Origin of the sequence: Methylomarinum vadi, from assembly GCF_000733935.1 — a bacterium.
Classification (GTDB): Bacteria; Pseudomonadota; Gammaproteobacteria; order Methylococcales; family Methylomonadaceae; genus Methylomarinum; species Methylomarinum vadi.
Window position 1 is genome coordinate 4,239,448 of the sequence record NZ_JPON01000001.1, and the last position, 18,302, is coordinate 4,257,749.

Annotated in this window: 13 protein-coding genes, 3 tRNA genes and 1 pseudogene; 15 read left to right on the top strand and 2 right to left on the bottom strand. The window is 48.9% G+C overall.

Annotated features, from left to right (window positions below; all coding sequences use genetic code 11):
• Window positions 1-143 precede the first annotated feature (143 nt).
• Entirely contained in the window at window positions 144-1,679 is a 1,536-nt protein-coding gene (locus EP25_RS0121040) for a thymidine phosphorylase family protein (protein ID WP_031435670.1), read from the top strand.
• Between the two features lie 9 nt (window positions 1,680-1,688).
• Window positions 1,689-2,564: a ribose-phosphate diphosphokinase gene (locus EP25_RS0121045; protein ID WP_031435671.1), complete on the top strand. Its 876-nt coding sequence runs from the start codon at window positions 1,689-1,691 to the stop codon at window positions 2,562-2,564.
• On the opposite strand, the gene EP25_RS0121050 is transcribed toward EP25_RS0121045, so the two are convergent.
• Complete coding sequence (locus EP25_RS0121050; protein WP_031435672.1) at window positions 2,565-3,317, bottom strand: ceramidase domain-containing protein; 753 nt, start codon at window positions 3,315-3,317, stop codon at window positions 2,565-2,567. It lies immediately after the preceding gene.
• 23 nt (window positions 3,318-3,340) lie between these two features.
• Here EP25_RS0121050 and EP25_RS0121055 point away from each other — a divergent pair, with 23 nt between their 5' ends.
• The 12 genes and pseudogenes from EP25_RS0121055 to EP25_RS0121115 all read left to right on the top strand — a co-directional run bounded on the left by EP25_RS0121055 (window position 3,341) and on the right by EP25_RS0121115 (window position 15,758).
• Window positions 3,341-3,916, top strand: a complete 576-nt coding sequence (locus tag EP25_RS0121055; protein WP_031435673.1) for an NADPH-dependent FMN reductase — start codon at window positions 3,341-3,343, stop codon at window positions 3,914-3,916.
• Entirely contained in the window at window positions 3,913-4,779 is an 867-nt protein-coding gene (locus tag EP25_RS0121060) for an ion transporter (RefSeq protein WP_031435674.1), read from the top strand. Before EP25_RS0121055 ends, EP25_RS0121060 begins: the two co-directional genes overlap by 4 nt.
• A gap of 186 nt (window positions 4,780-4,965) precedes the next feature.
• Window positions 4,966-5,050, top strand: a tRNA-Leu gene (locus EP25_RS0121065).
• A gap of 109 nt (window positions 5,051-5,159) precedes the next feature.
• On the top strand, window positions 5,160-6,458 hold the full coding sequence (gene tig / locus EP25_RS0121070) for a trigger factor (RefSeq protein WP_031435675.1): 1,299 nt from the start codon (window positions 5,160-5,162) through the stop codon (window positions 6,456-6,458).
• A gap of 139 nt (window positions 6,459-6,597) precedes the next feature.
• Window positions 6,598-7,233: an ATP-dependent Clp endopeptidase proteolytic subunit ClpP gene (gene clpP / locus EP25_RS0121075; protein ID WP_031435676.1), complete on the top strand. Its 636-nt coding sequence runs from the start codon at window positions 6,598-6,600 to the stop codon at window positions 7,231-7,233.
• A gap of 814 nt (window positions 7,234-8,047) precedes the next feature.
• Window positions 8,048-8,479, top strand: a pseudogene (gene tnpA, locus EP25_RS0121080) (IS200/IS605 family transposase).
• 163 nt (window positions 8,480-8,642) lie between these two features.
• Complete coding sequence (clpX, locus tag EP25_RS0121090) at window positions 8,643-9,917, top strand: ATP-dependent Clp protease ATP-binding subunit ClpX (RefSeq protein ID WP_031435677.1); 1,275 nt, start codon at window positions 8,643-8,645, stop codon at window positions 9,915-9,917.
• A 199-nt stretch (window positions 9,918-10,116) separates the two neighbouring features.
• Entirely contained in the window at window positions 10,117-12,540 is a 2,424-nt protein-coding gene (gene lon, locus EP25_RS0121095) for an endopeptidase La (protein ID WP_031435678.1), read from the top strand.
• An 816-nt stretch (window positions 12,541-13,356) separates the two neighbouring features.
• Window positions 13,357-13,629 carry an HU family DNA-binding protein gene (locus tag EP25_RS0121100; RefSeq protein WP_031435679.1) on the top strand — a complete coding sequence of 91 codons (273 nt, stop codon included), beginning with the start codon at window positions 13,357-13,359 and terminating at the stop codon, window positions 13,627-13,629.
• Window positions 13,630-13,642: 13 nt separating this feature from the next.
• Window positions 13,643-13,718 (top strand) — tRNA-Val (locus EP25_RS0121105).
• Between the two features lie 6 nt (window positions 13,719-13,724).
• A tRNA-Asp gene (locus EP25_RS0121110) sits at window positions 13,725-13,801 on the top strand.
• Between the two features lie 97 nt (window positions 13,802-13,898).
• The gene (locus EP25_RS0121115; RefSeq protein WP_031435680.1) at window positions 13,899-15,758 is read left to right on the top strand and encodes a SurA N-terminal domain-containing protein; all 1,860 of its coding nucleotides are present in this window, start codon (window positions 13,899-13,901) and stop codon (window positions 15,756-15,758) included.
• A gap of 483 nt (window positions 15,759-16,241) precedes the next feature.
• On the opposite strand, the gene EP25_RS22720 is transcribed toward EP25_RS0121115, so the two are convergent.
• The gene (locus EP25_RS22720) at window positions 16,242-16,562 is read right to left on the bottom strand and encodes a hypothetical protein (protein WP_051906957.1); all 321 of its coding nucleotides are present in this window, start codon (window positions 16,560-16,562) and stop codon (window positions 16,242-16,244) included.
• 287 nt (window positions 16,563-16,849) lie between these two features.
• On the opposite strand from EP25_RS22720, the gene EP25_RS0121125 reads away from it, so the two are divergent.
• Window positions 16,850-18,286 (top strand): MBL fold metallo-hydrolase RNA specificity domain-containing protein, encoded by a 1,437-nt coding sequence (locus EP25_RS0121125; RefSeq protein WP_031435681.1) that lies wholly within the window; start codon window positions 16,850-16,852, stop codon window positions 18,284-18,286.
• Window positions 18,287-18,302: the final 16 nt, after the last annotated feature.

Genomic DNA, 18,302 nt, shown 5'->3' on the forward strand with positions numbered 1-18,302 from the left:
TTATCTCAGTTAGTTATTCTCCGCTTTTTGCCCTTTCATAGTTCCTGCATAATCAATACATCAATTCTTCCATCCTTGCTATTAATGCCTGCTAATATTACAACTAGGCGCTGCCGATAAAATAATGATAAGAAGAGCAGGTTATGAGTGTTGATATGTTAAAAATCCGGCGGGTGGGAATCGATACTTACCATGAAAACGTCGCTTACATGAACCGCGAATGCGAGATTTATCGGGCCGAAGGATTTCAGGCCTTGTCTAAGATTTTAGTCAGCGCCAATGGCAACAGAGTCTTGTCGGTGCTGAACGTGGTCGATGACAATAGTATTGTGCTGCCAGGCGAATTAGGCTTGTCCGAACAAGCTTTTAGCCAATTGAATTTGGATGAGGGCGGTTTGGTAACGGTCAATCATGCCGAACCGCCTAAATCAATGGACGCGGTTCGGCGCAAGATCAATGGCGAACGCTTGGACCAGGATGACTTCAATAACATTACTCTCGATATCGTCGAAAACCGCTACTCAAAAATGGAAATGGCCGCTTTCTTGGTCGCCACCGGGCAAAATAATCTCGATCGCGATGAATTGTTGTATCTGACCCGGGCCATGTTGAACTCCGGCGAGCGCATGGATTGGCACGAACCATTGGTGGTGGATAAGCATTGTATCGGGGGCATTCCCGGTAACCGCACTTCGATGCTGGTGGTGCCGATCGTGGCGGCTCACGGCATGTTGATTCCGAAGACTTCCAGTCGGGCGATCACCTCGCCGGCCGGAACGGCCGATACGATGGAAGTATTGGCCAGTGTCGACCTCACGCCGGAGAGGTTATTGGAAATTGTTCACGAAGAACGCGGTTGCCTGGCCTGGGGAGGGACGGCCAAGCTGGCGCCGGTCGATGACTTGTTGATTTCGGTGGAGCGTCCGCTGGGCATCGATTCGCAAGGGCAAATGGTGGCGTCGATCCTGTCGAAAAAACTGGCCGCCGGTTCGACCCATTTGATTGTCGATATTCCGGTCGGGCCGACGGCCAAGGTCAGGCATATGCGGCAAGCGTTGGCGCTCAGGAAATTATTCGAGTTTGTCGGCGACCGGCTGAATTTGCATTTAGAAGTCATGATCACCGACGGTCGCCAGCCTGTCGGTTTGGGGATCGGGCCGGTATTGGAAGCACGCGATATCATGAAGGTGCTCAATAATGATCCTAGTGCGCCACCCGATTTGCGGCAAAAATCTTTGCAATTGGCCGGACGCATCATCGAGTTCGACCCCGATGTTCGCGGCGGGCAAGGTTATGCGATAGCTCGGGACATTCTGGAGTCGGGCAGGGCGTGGACGAAAATGAATGAAATCATTAAGGCGCAAGGGGAAAAGGAAATCGATTTAAAGCCCGGCGAATTATGTTATGAAGTATTGGCGGATGAAGATGGAGTGGTGACCGATATCGATAATTTCCAGACGGCTAAAATCGCCCGTCTGGCCGGGGCGCCGATGGATAAAAAAGCCGGGGTGGATTTGTTGAAGAAGATGGGGGATAAAGTCGAAAAGGGCGAGCCTTTATATCGCATTCATGCCGAATTTCAGGCCGATTTTAAATTCGCCAAAAGCCTGGCCCGCCATGACAGCGGCTATCGGATCGGCGATGATGCGCAGTTACTTAAGCCGCAGATTTCCTTTTAGGTGGCCGCCATGTTGATTCTCGCTTTTTCCGATTATTTACCACAGGCGCAACGTTTGGCGGCATCCTTGAATCTTCCGGTTAAAGAGGTGTTTTTGCACCATTTTCCCGACGGTGAAAGTTTGGTGCGCTTGCCTGTCGATTTGCCCGAACATGTCATTGTCTGCCGCAGTCTCAATCAGCCCAATGATAAGCTTATCGAGTTGATGCTGACGGCAAACACGGCCCGCCAGTTAGGCGCGAAACGATTGACGCTGGTGGCGCCCTATTTATGCTACATGCGCCAGGATATCGCCAATCAACCGGGCGAAGCGGTCAGTCAACGCATCGTCGGTCAGTTGTTGGCCAATTTGTTCGACGATGTCATCACCGTCGATCCGCATTTGCATCGCATCTCTTCGCTCGATCAGGCTATCCCGTTGCAGAATGCAGTCAGCCTGACGGCCGCCGAACCCATTGCGCGTTTTTTAAAGCAACAGCTAACTCATGCCGTGTTGTTAGGTCCCGACGACGAATCGGAACAATGGGTGGCGGCGATCGCCGACAAGATCGGCTTCGATTACGCCGTGGCGACTAAACGGCGCAGCGGCGATAAAAATGTGTCGGTCACCCTGCCGGCTTTTGACTTCGCCGATAAATCCGTCGTGATTATCGATGATATGGCGAGCACCGGCAGAACTTTGGCTCAGGCTGCAGAATTATTGATGGCGGCGGGTGCGGGACAAGTCTGCGCCGTGGTGACTCATCCATTGTTTTGCGGTGATGCCGAACAACATATTAACAAGGCCGGGGTCGGACATATTTGGAGCAGCGACAGTATCAGCCACTCGACCGCTTGTATTTATCTGAACGAGCTGTTGGCGCGGGCGGTCAGGGTCATTATGTAGTTAAACGAGGGCGGAACGCTGTTTTAGCATGCGGTAGACACAATAGGTCGCCGCGGCCGCCGCCAGGTGTTTCAGGGTATGGCCGCTGAGGGATTGGCCGGTCAGCCGGAAGATTTCGCGATCGTTCAGTTCGAAGAGCTTGGCGAGGATGTAGAATAGCAGGCCGTAGAGTAGGTAATGGCGGTGGGTATAACGTTTTTTGCCAACCATCACGACTAGCGGTATCGCAAGCAGGGTACCGAATTGGACGAAGGCGTAAAAACGCAGGTCGTGACTGACACGCCAGTACACGACGCTGGATAACCCCAGCAGTAACGCGCAAGGCAGCAGCAGTTGTTCCCGGCGCGGCCAGACATTTTCCGTCAACAAAGCAGCCAATAGCGCCATGAAGCTGATAGTCATCGGTAGGCGGTCCCAAAACAGGGTTGCGTTATTCGGCTGCCAATGGTAATAACTGGAACCAATGCAGACTAGCGTCAGACCGGTAAAGAATACAGACCAGGATACAATGATTAAACGAGGATTGTCCTTTAAACACAGGATCAGTCCGGCCACTCCTATCCCGGCGAAAGGCAGGTTGCTGATTATGTCGAAAAAGTTAGGTAGCGACAGCCAGGGGCGCTTATCCGCGAATTGATGGTATGCGTTATCTTGAGGCAAAGGATCGGTGGTCTGTACAATAGCGATGAACAGAACAATAAATCCAATCAGCAGCAGAACAACAGATGACCGGTTGGCTTTGTTAGTCGGCATTTTGATAATCGAGCGGAAGTGACATGAACAAGATATTAGCATTCGCCGGTAGCGGCCGGAAGCAATCGTATAACAAAAAACTGGCGGCCATCGCCGCGCGAGGGGCCGAGCAAGCAGGCGCGGAAGTCACGATCATCGACTTGGCCGACTATCCCGCGCCTATCTTCAATCAGGATCTGGAGCAGGAACAAGGCATGCCCGACAAGGCCAGGGAATTTAAGAATTTATTGATTGCCCATGACGGTTTCCTGATCGCTTCGCCGGAATATAACAGCGCCTTCAGCCCCTTGCTAAAAAACATGATTGATTGGGCCTCCCGTAAGGAAAGTGTTGATGAGGCGCCGCTGCTTGCCTACAAGGGGAAGTATGCGGCCATTATGGCGACATCGCCTGGGGCGCTGGGCGGCTTACGCGGCCTGGTGTTTCTGCGCTTGTTGCTCAACAATATCGGCGTGACCGTATTGCCCGATCAACAGGCTATTGCCAAGGCCGCGCAGGCTTTCGCCGAAGACGGTTCGTTAGTGGACAAGCAACAACACCAGGCTGTGCTTGATTTGGGGCAAAAATTGGCTGAAACGATAGATAGACAAGCGCGATGAAGCCTCGCAAACCCTCTCCGAAAAAACCGCGTTATAACGAGGGAGAGGTGCTGTCGCCTTGGCGCGAATCATTGCATAGCATCATTTTTGGCGCGGAAACGAGACCGGCCAAAATCTTCGATTTGGTGTTAATTATCAGCATTGTGTGCAGTGTATTGTCGGTCATGCTGGGCAGTGTGAGTACTTTGCATGAACGCTTCGCGCAATGGTTTTTTTATTCAGAGTGGTTCTTTACTCTATTGTTTACAGTGGAGTATGCGCTACGTTTGATCTCCGTACGCCGTCCTTGGTTATACTGCCGGAGTTTTTTCGGCATTGTCGATTTTCTGTCGATCATTCCGACCTATTTGAATTTTTTGTTTCCCGGCATCAAATATATGCTGATCGTGCGGGTGTTGCGTTTGCTGCGGGTTTTTAGGATTTTGAAACTGTCCGAGTATTTGAGCGAAGCACAGATTTTGATGCAGGCCCTGAGCCAAAGCTGCCATAAGATTCTGGTGTTTCTCTATACCGTTTGTACGTTGGTGATCGTTTTCGGCTCCCTGATGTATGTGGTGGAGGGAAGCGAAGCTGGGTTTACCAGTATCCCTAAGTCCGTGTATTGGGCGATTGTTACGTTGACCACGGTGGGTTATGGCGATATTGCCCCGCAAACGCCGTTGGGCCAGATAATCGCCTCGACCATCATGATCATGGGTTACGGCATTATCGCGGTGCCCACCGGTATCTACAGTGCCGAATTGTTGAAGGTCGGTAAAATGGAGGAGATCAATAATCAAGCGTGTCCCGATTGCGGAGAGACCGGTCACGACTATGATGCCTCGTTCTGTAAATACTGCGGACATCCATTGGATTCGGACTAACTTTTGCATCGTGCCAAGGATGACAAACTTCCGCAACGGTAAATTTTATTTTAAACATGAAGGACTTGCGAAGGAACTCTGAAACAGAAAATTATTCGTACCGGCAAAATAATCGCTCGATAAAATCTTCAATATTCAGTTGTATTTAGCTATGCAGATGTTTATAATGGCGAGCTCTTTAAGATTGCGAGCGTGGCGGAACTGGTAGACGCGCTGGATTTAGGTTCCAGTGGGGTAGCCCGTGAGAGTTCGAGTCTCTCCGCTCGCACCATTATCCCCAGTATTTAGTTAACGATGGCCACCGTTAATTTCCCAGCTTCATAAAGCCGATTGCCGGTATCCAGGACACAACCGAACATTTAATTTTTTGAGGTAAAGTAATGCAAGTTTCTGTCGAAAAGACATCCGAATTGAGCCGCAAGATGACTGTCAGCGTCCCTGAAGAAGTCGTTCAGGAAAAAATGGAAGCGCGCTTCAAGTCACTGGCGCGAGAAGTCAGACTCGATGGTTTTCGTCCTGGCAAGGTGCCGCTTTCGGTCGTCAAGAAACAATTTGCCGAACGCGTCAGAGGGGAAGTAGCCGGCGATTTGATTCAGAACACCTATTTCGAAGCGCTAAAGCAAGAGGATTTGGTGCCGGCGGGACATCCACATATACAGCCGTCCGGCAATTCCGAGGGGTTGGAATATATCGCCGAATTCGAGGTTTACCCGGAAATTTCATTGGATGGCGTCGATCAGCTTGAAATCACTCGTGCCGATGCAACTATTGAAGAGAGCGACCTGGATAATATGATCCGCAGGTTGCAGGAACAGAAAAAAGGCTGGAGTGAAGTGGAGCGCGCTTCACAGGAAAATGATAGAGTAACCATTCATTTCGCCGGCGAGTGTGAGGGTGAGAATTTTACCGACGGCAAGGTCGAAGATTATCAGGTCGTTATAGGCGACAAGCAAATGATTCCCGGATTCGAAGAGGAGTTGGTTGGCTTGCAGGCAGGCGACAGCAAGACATTTGATGTCACCTTTCCGGAGCAATACGGTAACGAAAAGTTGGCCGGTAAGGCGGCGAAATTCGATATCGAAATGGTCAAGGTTGAAGAGCCGATGCTACCTGAAGTGGATGCCGACTTTATCAAGTCCTATGGTATCGAAGATGGCGAACTGGATGCTTTCCGCGCCGACGTTAAAAACAATATGGAAAGAGAGCTGGAACAGGCGTTAAAAGGTAAGTTGAAAAATGCTGTGATGGATGCGTTGTACGAAAACATTGCGGTGACCATTCCGAAGGCATTGGTTGATCAAGAAATCCAACAATTGATGAAGCCTTATCAGGAACAAGCCAAAAGACAAAACATGAATTTAGATGACCTCAGCTTGTCTAATGATATGTTCGAGGCCCAGGCCAAGCGACGTGTGGCGCTGGGCTTGATTTTGGGTGAAATTATCCAGAAAAACGACCTTAAGATCGATAACGATAAGGTTCGTGAGACGGTCGAGCACATGGCGGCAAGCTATGAAAAACCGGAAGACGTCATTAATTGGTATTATGGCGATGACAGTCGTCTAAACGATGTCAGACAAATGGTGTTGGAAGACCAGGCGGTGGAATGGGTTGTCGGCAAGGCTAAAGTGACCGACGAAACGGTCAAATTCGACGACGTGATGAGTAAGGAACAATAATTCGTTGTTTCCGATACGCGACAGAAGTCACCACGAAAATAGAGGGGACTGGTAAGTCATACTGATCCGGTTCCGCTGGAGAAACTGCCATGGATCGGTGTTTTCGGATGTAAACTAAAGCAAAGGGTCATACCGCATAATGAGTCATCATAATGAAACGGATAAAATAATCGCGCCGCAGGCCGCCGGAGGTCTGGTGCCGATTGTCATTGAGCAGACTGCGCGTGGTGAACGCTCGTTCGATATCTACTCGAGATTGTTGAAAGAGCGGGTTATTTTTCTGGTCGGCCAGGTCGAAGACTATATGGCCAATCTGGTAGTGGCCCAGTTATTGTTCCTGGAATCGGAAAATCCTGATAAAGATATTCATTTATATATCAATTCACCTGGCGGTTCAGTGACTGCCGGCATGGCGATTTACGACACCATGCAATTCATCAAGCCGGATGTCAGCACCATGTGTATCGGTCAGGCGGCCAGCATGGGCGCCTTATTGTTGACTGCGGGCGCCGCCGGTAAAAGATATTGTCTGCCGCATTCCCGCGTCATGATTCATCAGCCGTTGGGCGGTTTCCAGGGGCAAGCCTCCGATATCGATATCCATGCCCGGGAAATCCTTTCAATCAGAGACAGATTGAACCGGATTTTATCCCACCACACCGGGCAAAGTTTGGAAAAGATTCAGCAGGATACCGATAGGGATAATTTCCTGAGCGCCTCCGATGCGGCGGAATACGGCTTGATCGATAAAGTGTTGGCACATCGCCAAGTTTAATCGTAAGTCTTTCGCCGGTTTCTATTTCATTTCGCTACTCCGCTTCGTTTGCTAAGCAATCTACCGTCGGAGCGGGGGGTATTCAGGTAAAATCTGGATTTATCGAATTTGCTTAGGATACGGCTGTCAATATCTTCCGGGATCTGCAGTATCGTTCCCGCGCTCTGCGGTTCGGGGCGCTGGAGCGTCCCTGATTGGGTTTCCACGCAGAGTATGGGAACCATATCGGAAAGTTATTTTCAGCATAGTCCTTACTTGTCGTAATTAGTAAACATAAGGCTAAACCTAAGCAATTATAGTCATCGCACTTCAAACTTCGGCACCTTAATACCTTCGCCCCTTCGGGCGAAGGTTGGATGAGGGCATCAAAAGAACCGAAATTTGAAGTGCGAACAATATATGTCGCCATGCAAGAGGACGGTTGTTTACCTTTATCTGATGGCAACCTGGTTTTTGGCAGACAGTGTTGCTTTTTGTTGGGACTTAGATTAGCAATGTGACTTCCTTCCTGTTTTCTTCAAGCGGGCGCTATCCTCTTGCGCCATATTTAACAATTGCGCTGTTGGGCCTCGATTGTTAACCTAGCTTTGTTGGTAATATTTTAAGCATTTGATAATTAAAGGAAAATAAATTTCATAGCACTGCAAATATGAAAAGTGGCATGATTTTATGTTTTTTAAAATCAATAGGTTATGTATTATATGGCACTACAGCCATAAGGCTGGGTTAAGCTATTAATTATCCATCATAAGGTTTAAACCACCGGCTTTAGCCGGTCAGCTTTAGCTGCGATAATTTGCCCAAGGAGGTGGCGATGGACTATAGATACGGCAGCCATACGGTTTACCAAATTGAGTATCATTTTGTTTGGGTTACGAAGTATCGTTATAAAGTGCTGAAGGATGAAATAGCCGAACGAGTGAGAGACTTGGTGCGGCAGACATGCGAAGCCTTTGAGATACGGATTATCAAAGGTGTCGTGAGCAAAGATCATGTGCACATTTTGGTGAGTGCGCCGCCGACTATGGCCCCAAGCGAAATCATGAGGCGAATCAAGGGACGAACTTCGAGCTATCTGTTCGAAGAGTTCCCGCACTTGAAAAAGCGATATTGGGGTCGACATTTTTGAGCCCGCGGTTATTTTTGCGCCACAGTGGGGCAAATGACTGATGAGATGATAAAGCAATATTTGGAGCATCACTTTGAACCTAATCCAAACGATAATTTCAAGATGGAGCCCGACTAAGACGCGTCGTTTAGTCGACGCGTATCCGGACTTTCAGTCCGTTATTGGAACCCACCCGCTTGAGCGGGTGGTTGTTTAGTGGATATTTTCTAAGATTCGATATATTCTTGCATTGTTGAGACATTGAATACATCGGGTCTGATGTTGAGTAGGAGCTAAGTATATGAGTAAAGACCGAAACGGCAATGATGATGAAAAGCTGCTGTATTGTTCATTTTGCGGCAAAAGTCAGCATGAAGTCAGAAAGTTAATTGCCGGACCTTCAGTATACGTCTGTGATGAATGTGTAGAGCTCTGCAACGACATCATACGGGATGAATTGTCCGAGGACGATTCCGCGATTGGCAGTGGACAATTGCCGAAACCCAAAGAGATCAAGGCAGAACTCGATAATTACGTTATCGGCCAGGAAAACGCTAAAAAGATTCTCGCGGTTGCGGTCTACAACCACTATAAGCGGTTGCGTAGCAAAAGCAAAAAAGACGAAGTCGAATTGGCGAAAAGCAATATTTTGCTGATAGGGCCGACCGGTTCGGGGAAAACGCTGCTCGCCGAAACGCTGGCAAGATTGCTTGATGTGCCGTTCACCATTGCCGATGCGACCACCTTAACCGAAGCGGGGTATGTGGGCGAGGATGTCGAGAACATCATTCAGAAAATCCTGCAAAAATGCGATTACGATGTTGAAAAAGCGGAAACCGGCATTGTTTATATCGATGAAATCGATAAAATTTCCCGTAAATCGGACAACCCTTCCATTACGCGCGACGTATCCGGCGAGGGTGTTCAACAAGCGTTGCTGAAACTGATCGAAGGCACGGTTGCTTCGGTGCCGCCGCAAGGTGGCCGAAAGCATCCCCAGCAGGAGTTTTTGCAAGTTAATACCGCGAATATCTTGTTTATCGTAGGCGGCGCTTTTGCCGGGCTGGACAGGGTGATCAAATCGAGGTCCGAAAAAGGAGGCATCGGATTTTCAGCCGAAGTCAAGAGTAAGAACGATAGCAAAAATATCGGGGAAGTTTTCGCCGAAGTGGAAGCGGAAGACTTGATCAAATACGGCCTGATTCCTGAATTTGTAGGCCGTTTGCCGGTGGTCGCGACATTAGAAGAGTTGGATGAAGCTGCCCTGGTAAAAATTCTAACCGAACCTAAGAACGCCTTGGTGAAGCAATATCAACATCTGTTTGAGATGGAAGGCTCGGAGCTCGAGTTCAGGGAAGATTCGTTGCTGGCAATCGCTCGTAAGTCGATGGAGCGGAAAACCGGGGCCAGAGGTTTGCGTACCATCGTCGAGAATGTCCTGTTGGATACTATGTACGAGCTACCTTCGAACGATCGCATTAAAAAAGTTGTGATTGACGAAGGCGTTATAATAGGTGAGTCCGAACCAATTTTGGTCTATGAAACTGAACAGAAAAAAGCGGCATCGGATTCGTAAGGCTGATTTATGGGGGTGCTCGATTGCAAGCGTCGGTGACAGAGTGATTTTTTAATCGAAGACAGCAGTTTCCGTGAAAGAAGGGCGTTTTTACCGATAGCGCCCTTTTTTTGTGCCGATGATTTTATTGAACGCTTGCTTTTTGCATAAGTGACACCATATTCATTACATTATTCGATGTAACCTTGAGATTCCGTTAATGGAAACATTTGAAATGACCGATTTATTAATGAAAGACAACTTGATTCCGGTTTTGCCCTTGCGTGACGTGGTCGTGTATCCGCATATGGTGATTCCATTGTTCGTGGGTAGGGACAAGTCGATCGACGCATTGGATGCGGCGATGAAGGAAGACAAACAAATTTTGCTGGTCGCGCAGAAACAAGCCGATATAGACGATCCTGGCTTCGACGACTTATATCAGGCGGGCACCTTGGCGAATATTCTGCAATTGTTGAAACTGCCCGACGGTACCGTCAAGGTGCTGGTGGAAGGGAGTCAGCGCTGCAATGTACAGTCCTATCGAGAGATTGATGGGTATTTGGCGGCAACGGTCAGCGAAATCGGAGAAGTGTTGGATATTTCCGAGCAGGAGTTGGAAGTGTTGCAGCGTACCGCGATCAATTCATTCGACCAATATGTCAAGCTGAATAATAAAATTCCGCCTGAGGTATTGAACTCGCTGGCCGGCATCGACGATCCCAGCCGCTTGGCCGATACCATGGCCGCGCACATGTCGATGAAAGTCGAGGAAAAGCAAAGAATGCTGGAAATGGCGAATGTTGCCAAACGATTGGAAGCATTGATGACCTTAATGGAAGGCGAGGTCGACTTGCTGGAAATGGAAAAAAGAATTCGCGGGCGGGTGAAAAAACAAATGGAAAAAAACCAGCGGGAATACTATCTGAATGAGCAAATGAAGGCCATTCAGAAAGAGCTGGGCGAAATGGACGATGCCGCCAACGAGATCGAAGAGCTGGAAAAAAAGATCAAGGAAGCCGGTATGTCCAAGGAAGCGAAAGCCAAGGCCGATGCCGAATTGAATAAATTGAAACTGATGTCGCCGATGTCCGCCGAAGCCACGGTGGTACGCAATTATATCGACTGGATGGTCAGTGTGCCGTGGAAAAAGAAAACCAAGGTGCGCCATGATCTGAAATTGGCGGAAGAGGTGCTGGAAGCGGAACATTACGGTCTGGAAAAGGTAAAAGAGCGGATTCTCGAATATTTGGCCGTGCAACAACGGGTCAAACAGCTCAAAGGTCCGATTTTATGCCTGGTTGGACCGCCTGGCGTTGGTAAAACCTCGTTAGGTCAATCGATTGCCCGCGCCACCAACCGCAAATATGTGCGCATGGCTTTAGGCGGCGTTAGGGACGAGGCCGAAATTAGAGGGCATCGCCGTACCTATATCGGCTCCATGCCGGGCAAAATTCTACAAAACTTGGCCAAGGTAAAAACGCGTAATCCGATGTTCCTGTTGGATGAGATCGACAAGATGGCGGCCGACTTTCGTGGCGATCCGGCGTCGGCTTTATTGGAAGTCCTCGATCCCGAGCAGAACCATACCTTTGCCGACCATTATCTGGAAGTCGACTTCGATTTGTCCGACGTGATGTTCGTGGCTACAGCCAACACATTGAATATTCCCGCGGCATTGATGGACAGAATGGAAGTGATTCGTTTAGCGGGTTACACCGAGGATGAAAAAATCAATATCGCTATCCGTTTCTTGATTCCTAAGCAAATCAAGAATAATGGTTTGAAGCCTTCCGAAATCGAGATTACCGAAGAAGCGGTTAAGGACGTTATCCGTTATTACACCCGTGAAGCCGGAGTACGCAGTCTGGAGCGGGAAATTTCCAAAATCTGCCGGAAAGTGGTCAAGGATTTGTTATTGAAAAACAGCACCGGCAAGGAAGTCGTTGCCAGCGACAATTTGGATAAATATCTGGGCGTTAAACGCTTCAGCTATGGCGTCGCCGAAGACGAGGATCAGGTTGGGCGTGTTAACGGCCTGGCTTGGACGGAAGTGGGGGGTGAGTTATTGACCATCGAAACAGCGGTCATGCCCGGCAAAGGCAAGCAATTGGCGACCGGTAAATTGGGCGATGTTATGAAGGAATCGATCGAGGCCGCCGTATCCGTTGTCAGAAGCCGCTCGCCAGGCTTGGGTATCGATGAACAAATGTTCCAAAAAAATGATATTCATATCCATGTGCCGGAGGGTGCCACACCGAAGGATGGGCCTAGCGCGGGTATTGCCATGTGTACGGCGATTATTTCGGCATTGACCAAGGTGCCCGTGCGGGCAACCGTTGCGATGACGGGAGAAATTACCTTGCGTGGGGAGGTCTTGCCGATCGGCGGGTTGAAGGAAAAGCTGCTGGCCGCGCACCGGGGCGGCATTACCACCGTGTTGATTCCGGCTGAGAACGAAAAAGATTTGACCGAAATTCCGGAAAATATTAAACAAAACCTCGAAATCAAAGCGGTACGTTGGATCGACGAGGTGTTGGAAGTCGCCTTGCAGCACATGCCATCCCCGAACGGAGACAAATTACCGGTAGGGAGAGAGCGGAAGAAAGCGGCTAAAAAAGAGCAAACCGTTATGGCGCATTAAAAAGTCGTTTTGGCGAAGCCCCTTCGCTGCAAATGGGAAGAGGCGATAGCGACTAACAACCTGCGGGGAAAGTTAAATTACACCAGGCTCGTAGCCCTCATGAATCATAGCGGAATGCGGGACCTGGTAACCACGCTATTCCCGGATTCCGCTGTGTTGCATCCAGGCTACGAACTACCGCATCGATTGCGACATGATGCGCTTAGCGCATCCGCATGGTTTTTGTGGCTCCGACCGGAGGGTGAAAGTTTTAAGGTGCCTAAATTTGATGAGAGCAGAACAATAGCCCAGAAGACGGCTTGAAGCTACACGAAATGTATGGGTATTGAGCTTATAAGGCAAATTTACTGGGTGGGAAATCGAGACCAAAAAATTTAAAGGATTAATGATTGGTTTTTTGATTGGTTTTTTCCTTTTTTTTCTTTTCTCGACTAGAATTTGCGTTCGATGTTTAAGAAAAAGTTCGCGTTGAGCTGAAATAGGCCAAATATCCCGCAAATCCATAAATATCAAGGGCTATAAGGTTTTTAAGCTTGACACTTACAAAGACCAGTTGATATAAATATCAACGTTTCTGATAAGACGCTGGGGTTAGTTTTTTTTTAGAAACGGGTAGTTCACAAGATAAGCGCTTATGATTTAGGTCGGCGCGCTGCACGCAGATCAATATTTATCCCTTTGAAAAACAAAATGTCATGTCATTGCCATGATAGGGATTTTTTTTATTGTCGATAAATAGAACTGTAGGAGAGGCAGTGAGCGAACGGGTATAAATCTAAGTAAACAATTAATAATTAACATCCTAAGGGGAAATAAATGAATAAATCGGAACTTATTGATGCAATCGCGGATTCAGCTGAATTGACAAAAGCAGACGCAAGCCGTGCCTTGGACGGCTTCATCGATGCCATCACAGACGCTCTCAAAAACGGCGATTCGGTCGCGTTGGTCGGTTTTGGTACCTTTGCAGTTAAAGAAAGAGCCGAAAGAAAAGGTCGCAACCCCCAAACGGGTGAGGAAATTACTATCAAGGCGGCAAAAATTCCTTCATTTAAAGCTGGTAAATCTTTAAAAGATGCTGTAAACTAGTCTCTCTTTAGTCGGGTGCTTAGCTCAGCTGGGAGAGCATCGCCCTTACAAGGCGAGGGTCGGGGGTTCGATCCCCTCAGCACCCACCAGACTTTGGAGCGGTAGTTCAGATGGTTAGAATACCGGCCTGTCACGCCGGGGGTCGCGGGTTCGAGCCCCGTCCGCTCCGCCAGATAATAAACCCCGGACCTGTTGGTTCGGGGTTTTTTTTGCATGAAATTTGTTATAGCCTGAATGAACGGGCTTTCATTCTGTAAAAGGCAGGAACAATGCTACAAAAAATTAGAGAAAAGTCGCAGGGCATATTTGCATGGGTCATTTTGATATTAATCTGTGTCCCTTTTGCGTTATGGGGGATTCAAAATTATTTGGGGGGAGGTAAAGAAGCGCCAATCGCATCGGTAGGCGATAAAGAGTTTTACCAGAATGATCTGAACAGGGCCTACTCCCAATATGCGCAGAATCTTGCCGGAATGAAGTTTGACGAGGAAGTCATAAAGCAACAGGCTTTCGATAAACTGATTCGTGACGAAGTGTTGCTGCAGCATGTCCAGGATGAAGGTTTGGTGGTTACCGATGAAACCGCGCGGGAATTCATCAAATCATTGGAATATTTTCAGACGGATGGCAAGTTCGACAAGAAGCAGTATAAGGCCTTATTAGGGGCGCAACGCATGTCGTCGGCGGAGTTCGTCAACCGCATCAAAAAAGCCTTGGTCATGGAGCAATATCAAAAAGCCATTACCGAAAGCAGTTTCGTCACTCAGGCCGACATCGATCGCTTTTTTGCCATACAAAATCAAAAACGCGATGTCGAATACATCACCGTACCGCTGATGAAGGTCGCCGAACAACCGAGCGATGACGAGATCGAGGCTTATTATCGGCAGCATCAGGATGAGTTTAAAACGGAAGAGCAGGTGGCAATCGAATATGTCGAGTTATCGCTGGATGCGTTGGCCCGGGATATCGATGCCAGCGAAGAGCAGCTGAAAGCTTACTACCAGGAGCATAAGGACCTGTACACGACGAAAGAGCGTAGAAAGATCAGTCATATTTTATTTGCTTTCAAGGACGGTGAAAAAGAGGAAGAGGTGCGAAAAAAAGCTTTGAAAGCAAAAGAACAGTTGAAAGATACGGATTTCGCAACCTTGGCCGCCAAGATTTCCGACGATACGTTAACCGCTAAAAAAGGAGGGGATCTCGGCTTGTTCGAGCCTGGTGTCATGGAACAAGCTTTTGAAGATGCCGCGATGAAATTAAAGCTGAACGAAGTTTCAGAGCCGGTAAAAACGGCGTTTGGTTACCATCTGATCAAAGTCACTGAGTTGGAGCCGGGCAAAGTTAAACCGTATGAAAGTGTAAAAGCTGAAATCAGCAAAGCTTATAAAAGGGCCGAGGCGGAAAATCGTTTCCTGGAATTGGGTGAAATACTCACGGATGTCAGCTTCGAGAACCCCGGTAGTTTAAAGCCAGTTGAAGATGCCGTCGGTATTCCGGCTAAACAAACCGGATTGTTTGGCCGCAATAGCGGTGAAGGTATCGCGGCCGAGGAAGCTATCCGGAACATGGCATTTTCCGAAGATGTGTTGAAAGGTAATAATAGCGAGCCGGTCGAGCTGGGTAGCGATAGGCTGGTGGTGTTAAGAATAAAAGAGCATAAACCGGCAATGTCTCGTGAATTGGCGGAGGTCAAGCCGGCCATTATAAATGCTTTGCAGGCGGAGAAAGCGCGTGAACTCACCCTTGCCAAGGCGGAGGAAATAAAAGTAGCGTTGCAAGAAGGACAGAGCATTGACGATGCGGCTAAAAAATACCAGTTAACGGCCAAGAAGGTCGAGGGGTTGACCCGCAACGGCGGGGAGTTGCCTTGGCCGATTAATCAGGCCATCTTTAAAGCCGCTAAACCGGTAGATGGAAAGCCAACCATTATTTTGGCCGAGTCAGCGGACGGCTCGCAAACAGTCGCCAGTTTGTCAAAGGTGACCGCTGGAGTGATGACCGAAAGCGACAAGCAAAAACAACAACTGGCGGAGAAAAACCTCGCCAAAGCCCTGGGCCAAACGACGTTCTCCGGCGTATTGAACGAATTGGAAAGTCAGGCCGATATATCCATCCGGCAAGAATAGCGTTTAGGCGCACAGTCAATATGGGTCGTACCTCGGCTTAGAGGGGGGACGGCCCAATTTCGTGATCTAGAGATAAAAAGACGTAAATTTCAATATTCATAAGGTTGTAGACGAAGTAGCCAAAAAGGTAGAAAGTATTCGTCTCTTTTTATCTTCGTGCAGACACTATTTTTGCCATCAATGTTGATGCCAGTTTCGTCGGCATGCAATAACGGAGAGGCGAGCAGTTTCTGTTCAAACTGTTACAGCAGCGCATAGGCCTGCTGGTTAAAAGTCTAGTGCGTGCCGACACTGATCGGTAAATTGAGTTGATCTTGAAAATAGTCCTGAGCCAGCAGATATGGGGTCAATTGGAATTGTGACAGATAGACGGCTTACACCTTGACGCCATTGCCGTATTGAACCGTTTTATTGACTGTCTCAGGAAAAGGCGCGGTAAAGCGTTGACCACTTTATCTTCCAGGTTTTACGGCCGGTTTTCGGTCATACGCGCCGGATATCGAGGTCGAATACTTGGTGAGGCTGAAACCCGACTTCATGGTAGTCGCCCGGCGGCAACGAGGTGCGCTCGATTTTGAGCATTTGAATGTCGTCGGGATCATCAATGAGTCGCAACGTCGTGCCGACATTACCTGCTTGACTGCCGCGCGTCTTGGTTGCATCCTTTGTTGACGCTTTACGCGGTCGAGTAGGATCGGTTGAAGGCAGCCTTGCTGCTGTTTCGACTGTGAGTGTTAGTCGGTTGGTCAGCAATTGAACAACCAATAAAAGGATATTCAAGGTGGAACGCAACGCCGGTGACAAATTCTGTTCCTGAGAGAGAAATGATTTCGCTTGGAGTCCTGTGGCTTCTACATCTATATTATCACCGTCAAATGAGTGGTCAGTCGACTATGTGGCTATGAGGGCTACTATATCCTGATCTGATTGAGACTTTGCTCTATGAAATATGGGGGATTGTTTCATGCTGAATACTTACTTTACAACTTCTCCAAATGCTGGGTTTAGTTATGTCGGCAAGTGAAAGAGCCGAGAACATATTGCAAACCTTATCACCCTTCGCGCTATGATTAGGAAACCAAGAGACGCTTATGAAGAAAAATTCGTATCCATCGATAATCCATCATGGCGCTGTTGATGGCGTGACGGGTTCCTGTCACCAATTGTTTGTCGATGCCAATAATTCCGTATTGATCGATTGCGGTTTGTTTCAAGGGGCGGAAACCTCGCCGCAAGGCGCGGGTTTCGAACATCTCGCGATCGATTTTCCTATTAACACCGTCCGGGCTTTATTGGTCACGCATTGCCATATCGATCATGTGGGCAGAATACCTTATTTGTTGGCGGCTGGATACGATGGCCCGATCATTTGTTCGGAACCGACCGCGGTCCTGTTGCCGTTGGTGCTCGAAGATGCGGTGAAGATTGGCTTTACCCGCGATGCTCGGCTATTGGATAAATTCCTCCGGTTGTTGCAGGAAAAAATCGTCGCCGTCCCTTACGGAAAAAAATACCGGCTTCCCTTATCGGACGGGGAGGGTATCCAACTCGCGCTTAAATTCAAGCCTGCCGGCCATATTCTCGGTTCGGCGTATATCGAATGCGATGTCAACACTGCCGCGAACAAACAGCGTATCGTCTTTTCCGGCGATCTGGGTGGGCCTTATACGCCGCTGCTGCCGTCCCCGCGTTCGCCCTATCGGGCCGATATCGTCGTGTTGGAAAGCACCTATGGCGACAGGAACCACGAAAACCGCAGGCAGCGCAAAGCGATGTTAAAAGAGTGCATCGAACATTGTCTGCGTAACAAAGGCGTTATTTTGATACCGACCTTCAGCATCGGCCGAACACAGGAACTGCTATACGAATTGGAAGATATCATCTATCGCCACCAAGACCGCTTGCTTGCCGGGAAACTGTACTGGGACGATTTGGAAATCATCATCGATTCGCCGTTGGCCCACCGCTTTACCGAGGCATACCGAAAACTAAAACCGCATTGGGATGCTGAGGCCCGCCGCAAGCTACGGCAGGGCCGGCATCCGTTATCGTTCGAGCAAATCACGACGATCGACAGCCACGACGAGCATCTGATGACGGTGGATTATCTACGCAAAACCGCCCGTCCGTGCGTCGTCATCGCCGCCAGCGGCATGTGTTCCGGCGGTCGCATCGTCAATTATTTGAAAGCATTGATCGAAGACAACCGCACCGACATCCTGTTTTCCGGTTATCAGGCGGCCGGTACGCCCGGTCGGGACATTCAGCAGTATGCGGAAAAGAACGGCTACGTCGAATTGGACCGGCGCCGTTATACCATCAATGCCGGCGTTTATACCCTGAGCGGTTATTCCGCCCACGCCGACCAATCCGCTCTGATTCGGTTTATCGCTGGGATGCGGTTTAAACCTAGCGAAATCCGGCTGGTGCATGGCGACGAGCCGGCCAAATTGGCATTGCAGAAGCAATTACGATCGCAGTTCGCGGGGATTAAGATACATATGTGTGGCGGCAGTAGTTTGGCTTAATACGCCCTAACAACAA

Excerpts from the sequence above, each read along its gene's own strand:
- EP25_RS0121040 (WP_031435670.1), top strand. The coding sequence starts at position 144 with ATGAGTGTTGATATGTTAAAAATCCGGCGGGTGGGAATCGATACTTAC.
- EP25_RS0121045 (WP_031435671.1), top strand. The coding sequence starts at position 1,689 with ATGTTGATTCTCGCTTTTTCCGATTATTTACCACAGGCGCAACGTTTG.
- EP25_RS0121050 (WP_031435672.1), bottom strand. The coding sequence starts at position 3,317 with ATGCCGACTAACAAAGCCAACCGGTCATCTGTTGTTCTGCTGCTGATT.
- EP25_RS0121055 (WP_031435673.1), top strand. The coding sequence starts at position 3,341 with ATGAACAAGATATTAGCATTCGCCGGTAGCGGCCGGAAGCAATCGTAT.
- EP25_RS0121060 (WP_031435674.1), top strand. The coding sequence starts at position 3,913 with ATGAAGCCTCGCAAACCCTCTCCGAAAAAACCGCGTTATAACGAGGGA.
- tig (WP_031435675.1), top strand. The coding sequence starts at position 5,160 with ATGCAAGTTTCTGTCGAAAAGACATCCGAATTGAGCCGCAAGATGACT.
- clpP (WP_031435676.1), top strand. The coding sequence starts at position 6,598 with ATGAGTCATCATAATGAAACGGATAAAATAATCGCGCCGCAGGCCGCC.
- clpX (WP_031435677.1), top strand. The coding sequence starts at position 8,643 with ATGAGTAAAGACCGAAACGGCAATGATGATGAAAAGCTGCTGTATTGT.
- lon (WP_031435678.1), top strand. The coding sequence starts at position 10,117 with ATGGAAACATTTGAAATGACCGATTTATTAATGAAAGACAACTTGATT.
- EP25_RS0121100 (WP_031435679.1), top strand. The coding sequence starts at position 13,357 with ATGAATAAATCGGAACTTATTGATGCAATCGCGGATTCAGCTGAATTG.
- EP25_RS0121115 (WP_031435680.1), top strand. The coding sequence starts at position 13,899 with ATGCTACAAAAAATTAGAGAAAAGTCGCAGGGCATATTTGCATGGGTC.
- EP25_RS0121125 (WP_031435681.1), top strand. The coding sequence starts at position 16,850 with ATGAAGAAAAATTCGTATCCATCGATAATCCATCATGGCGCTGTTGAT.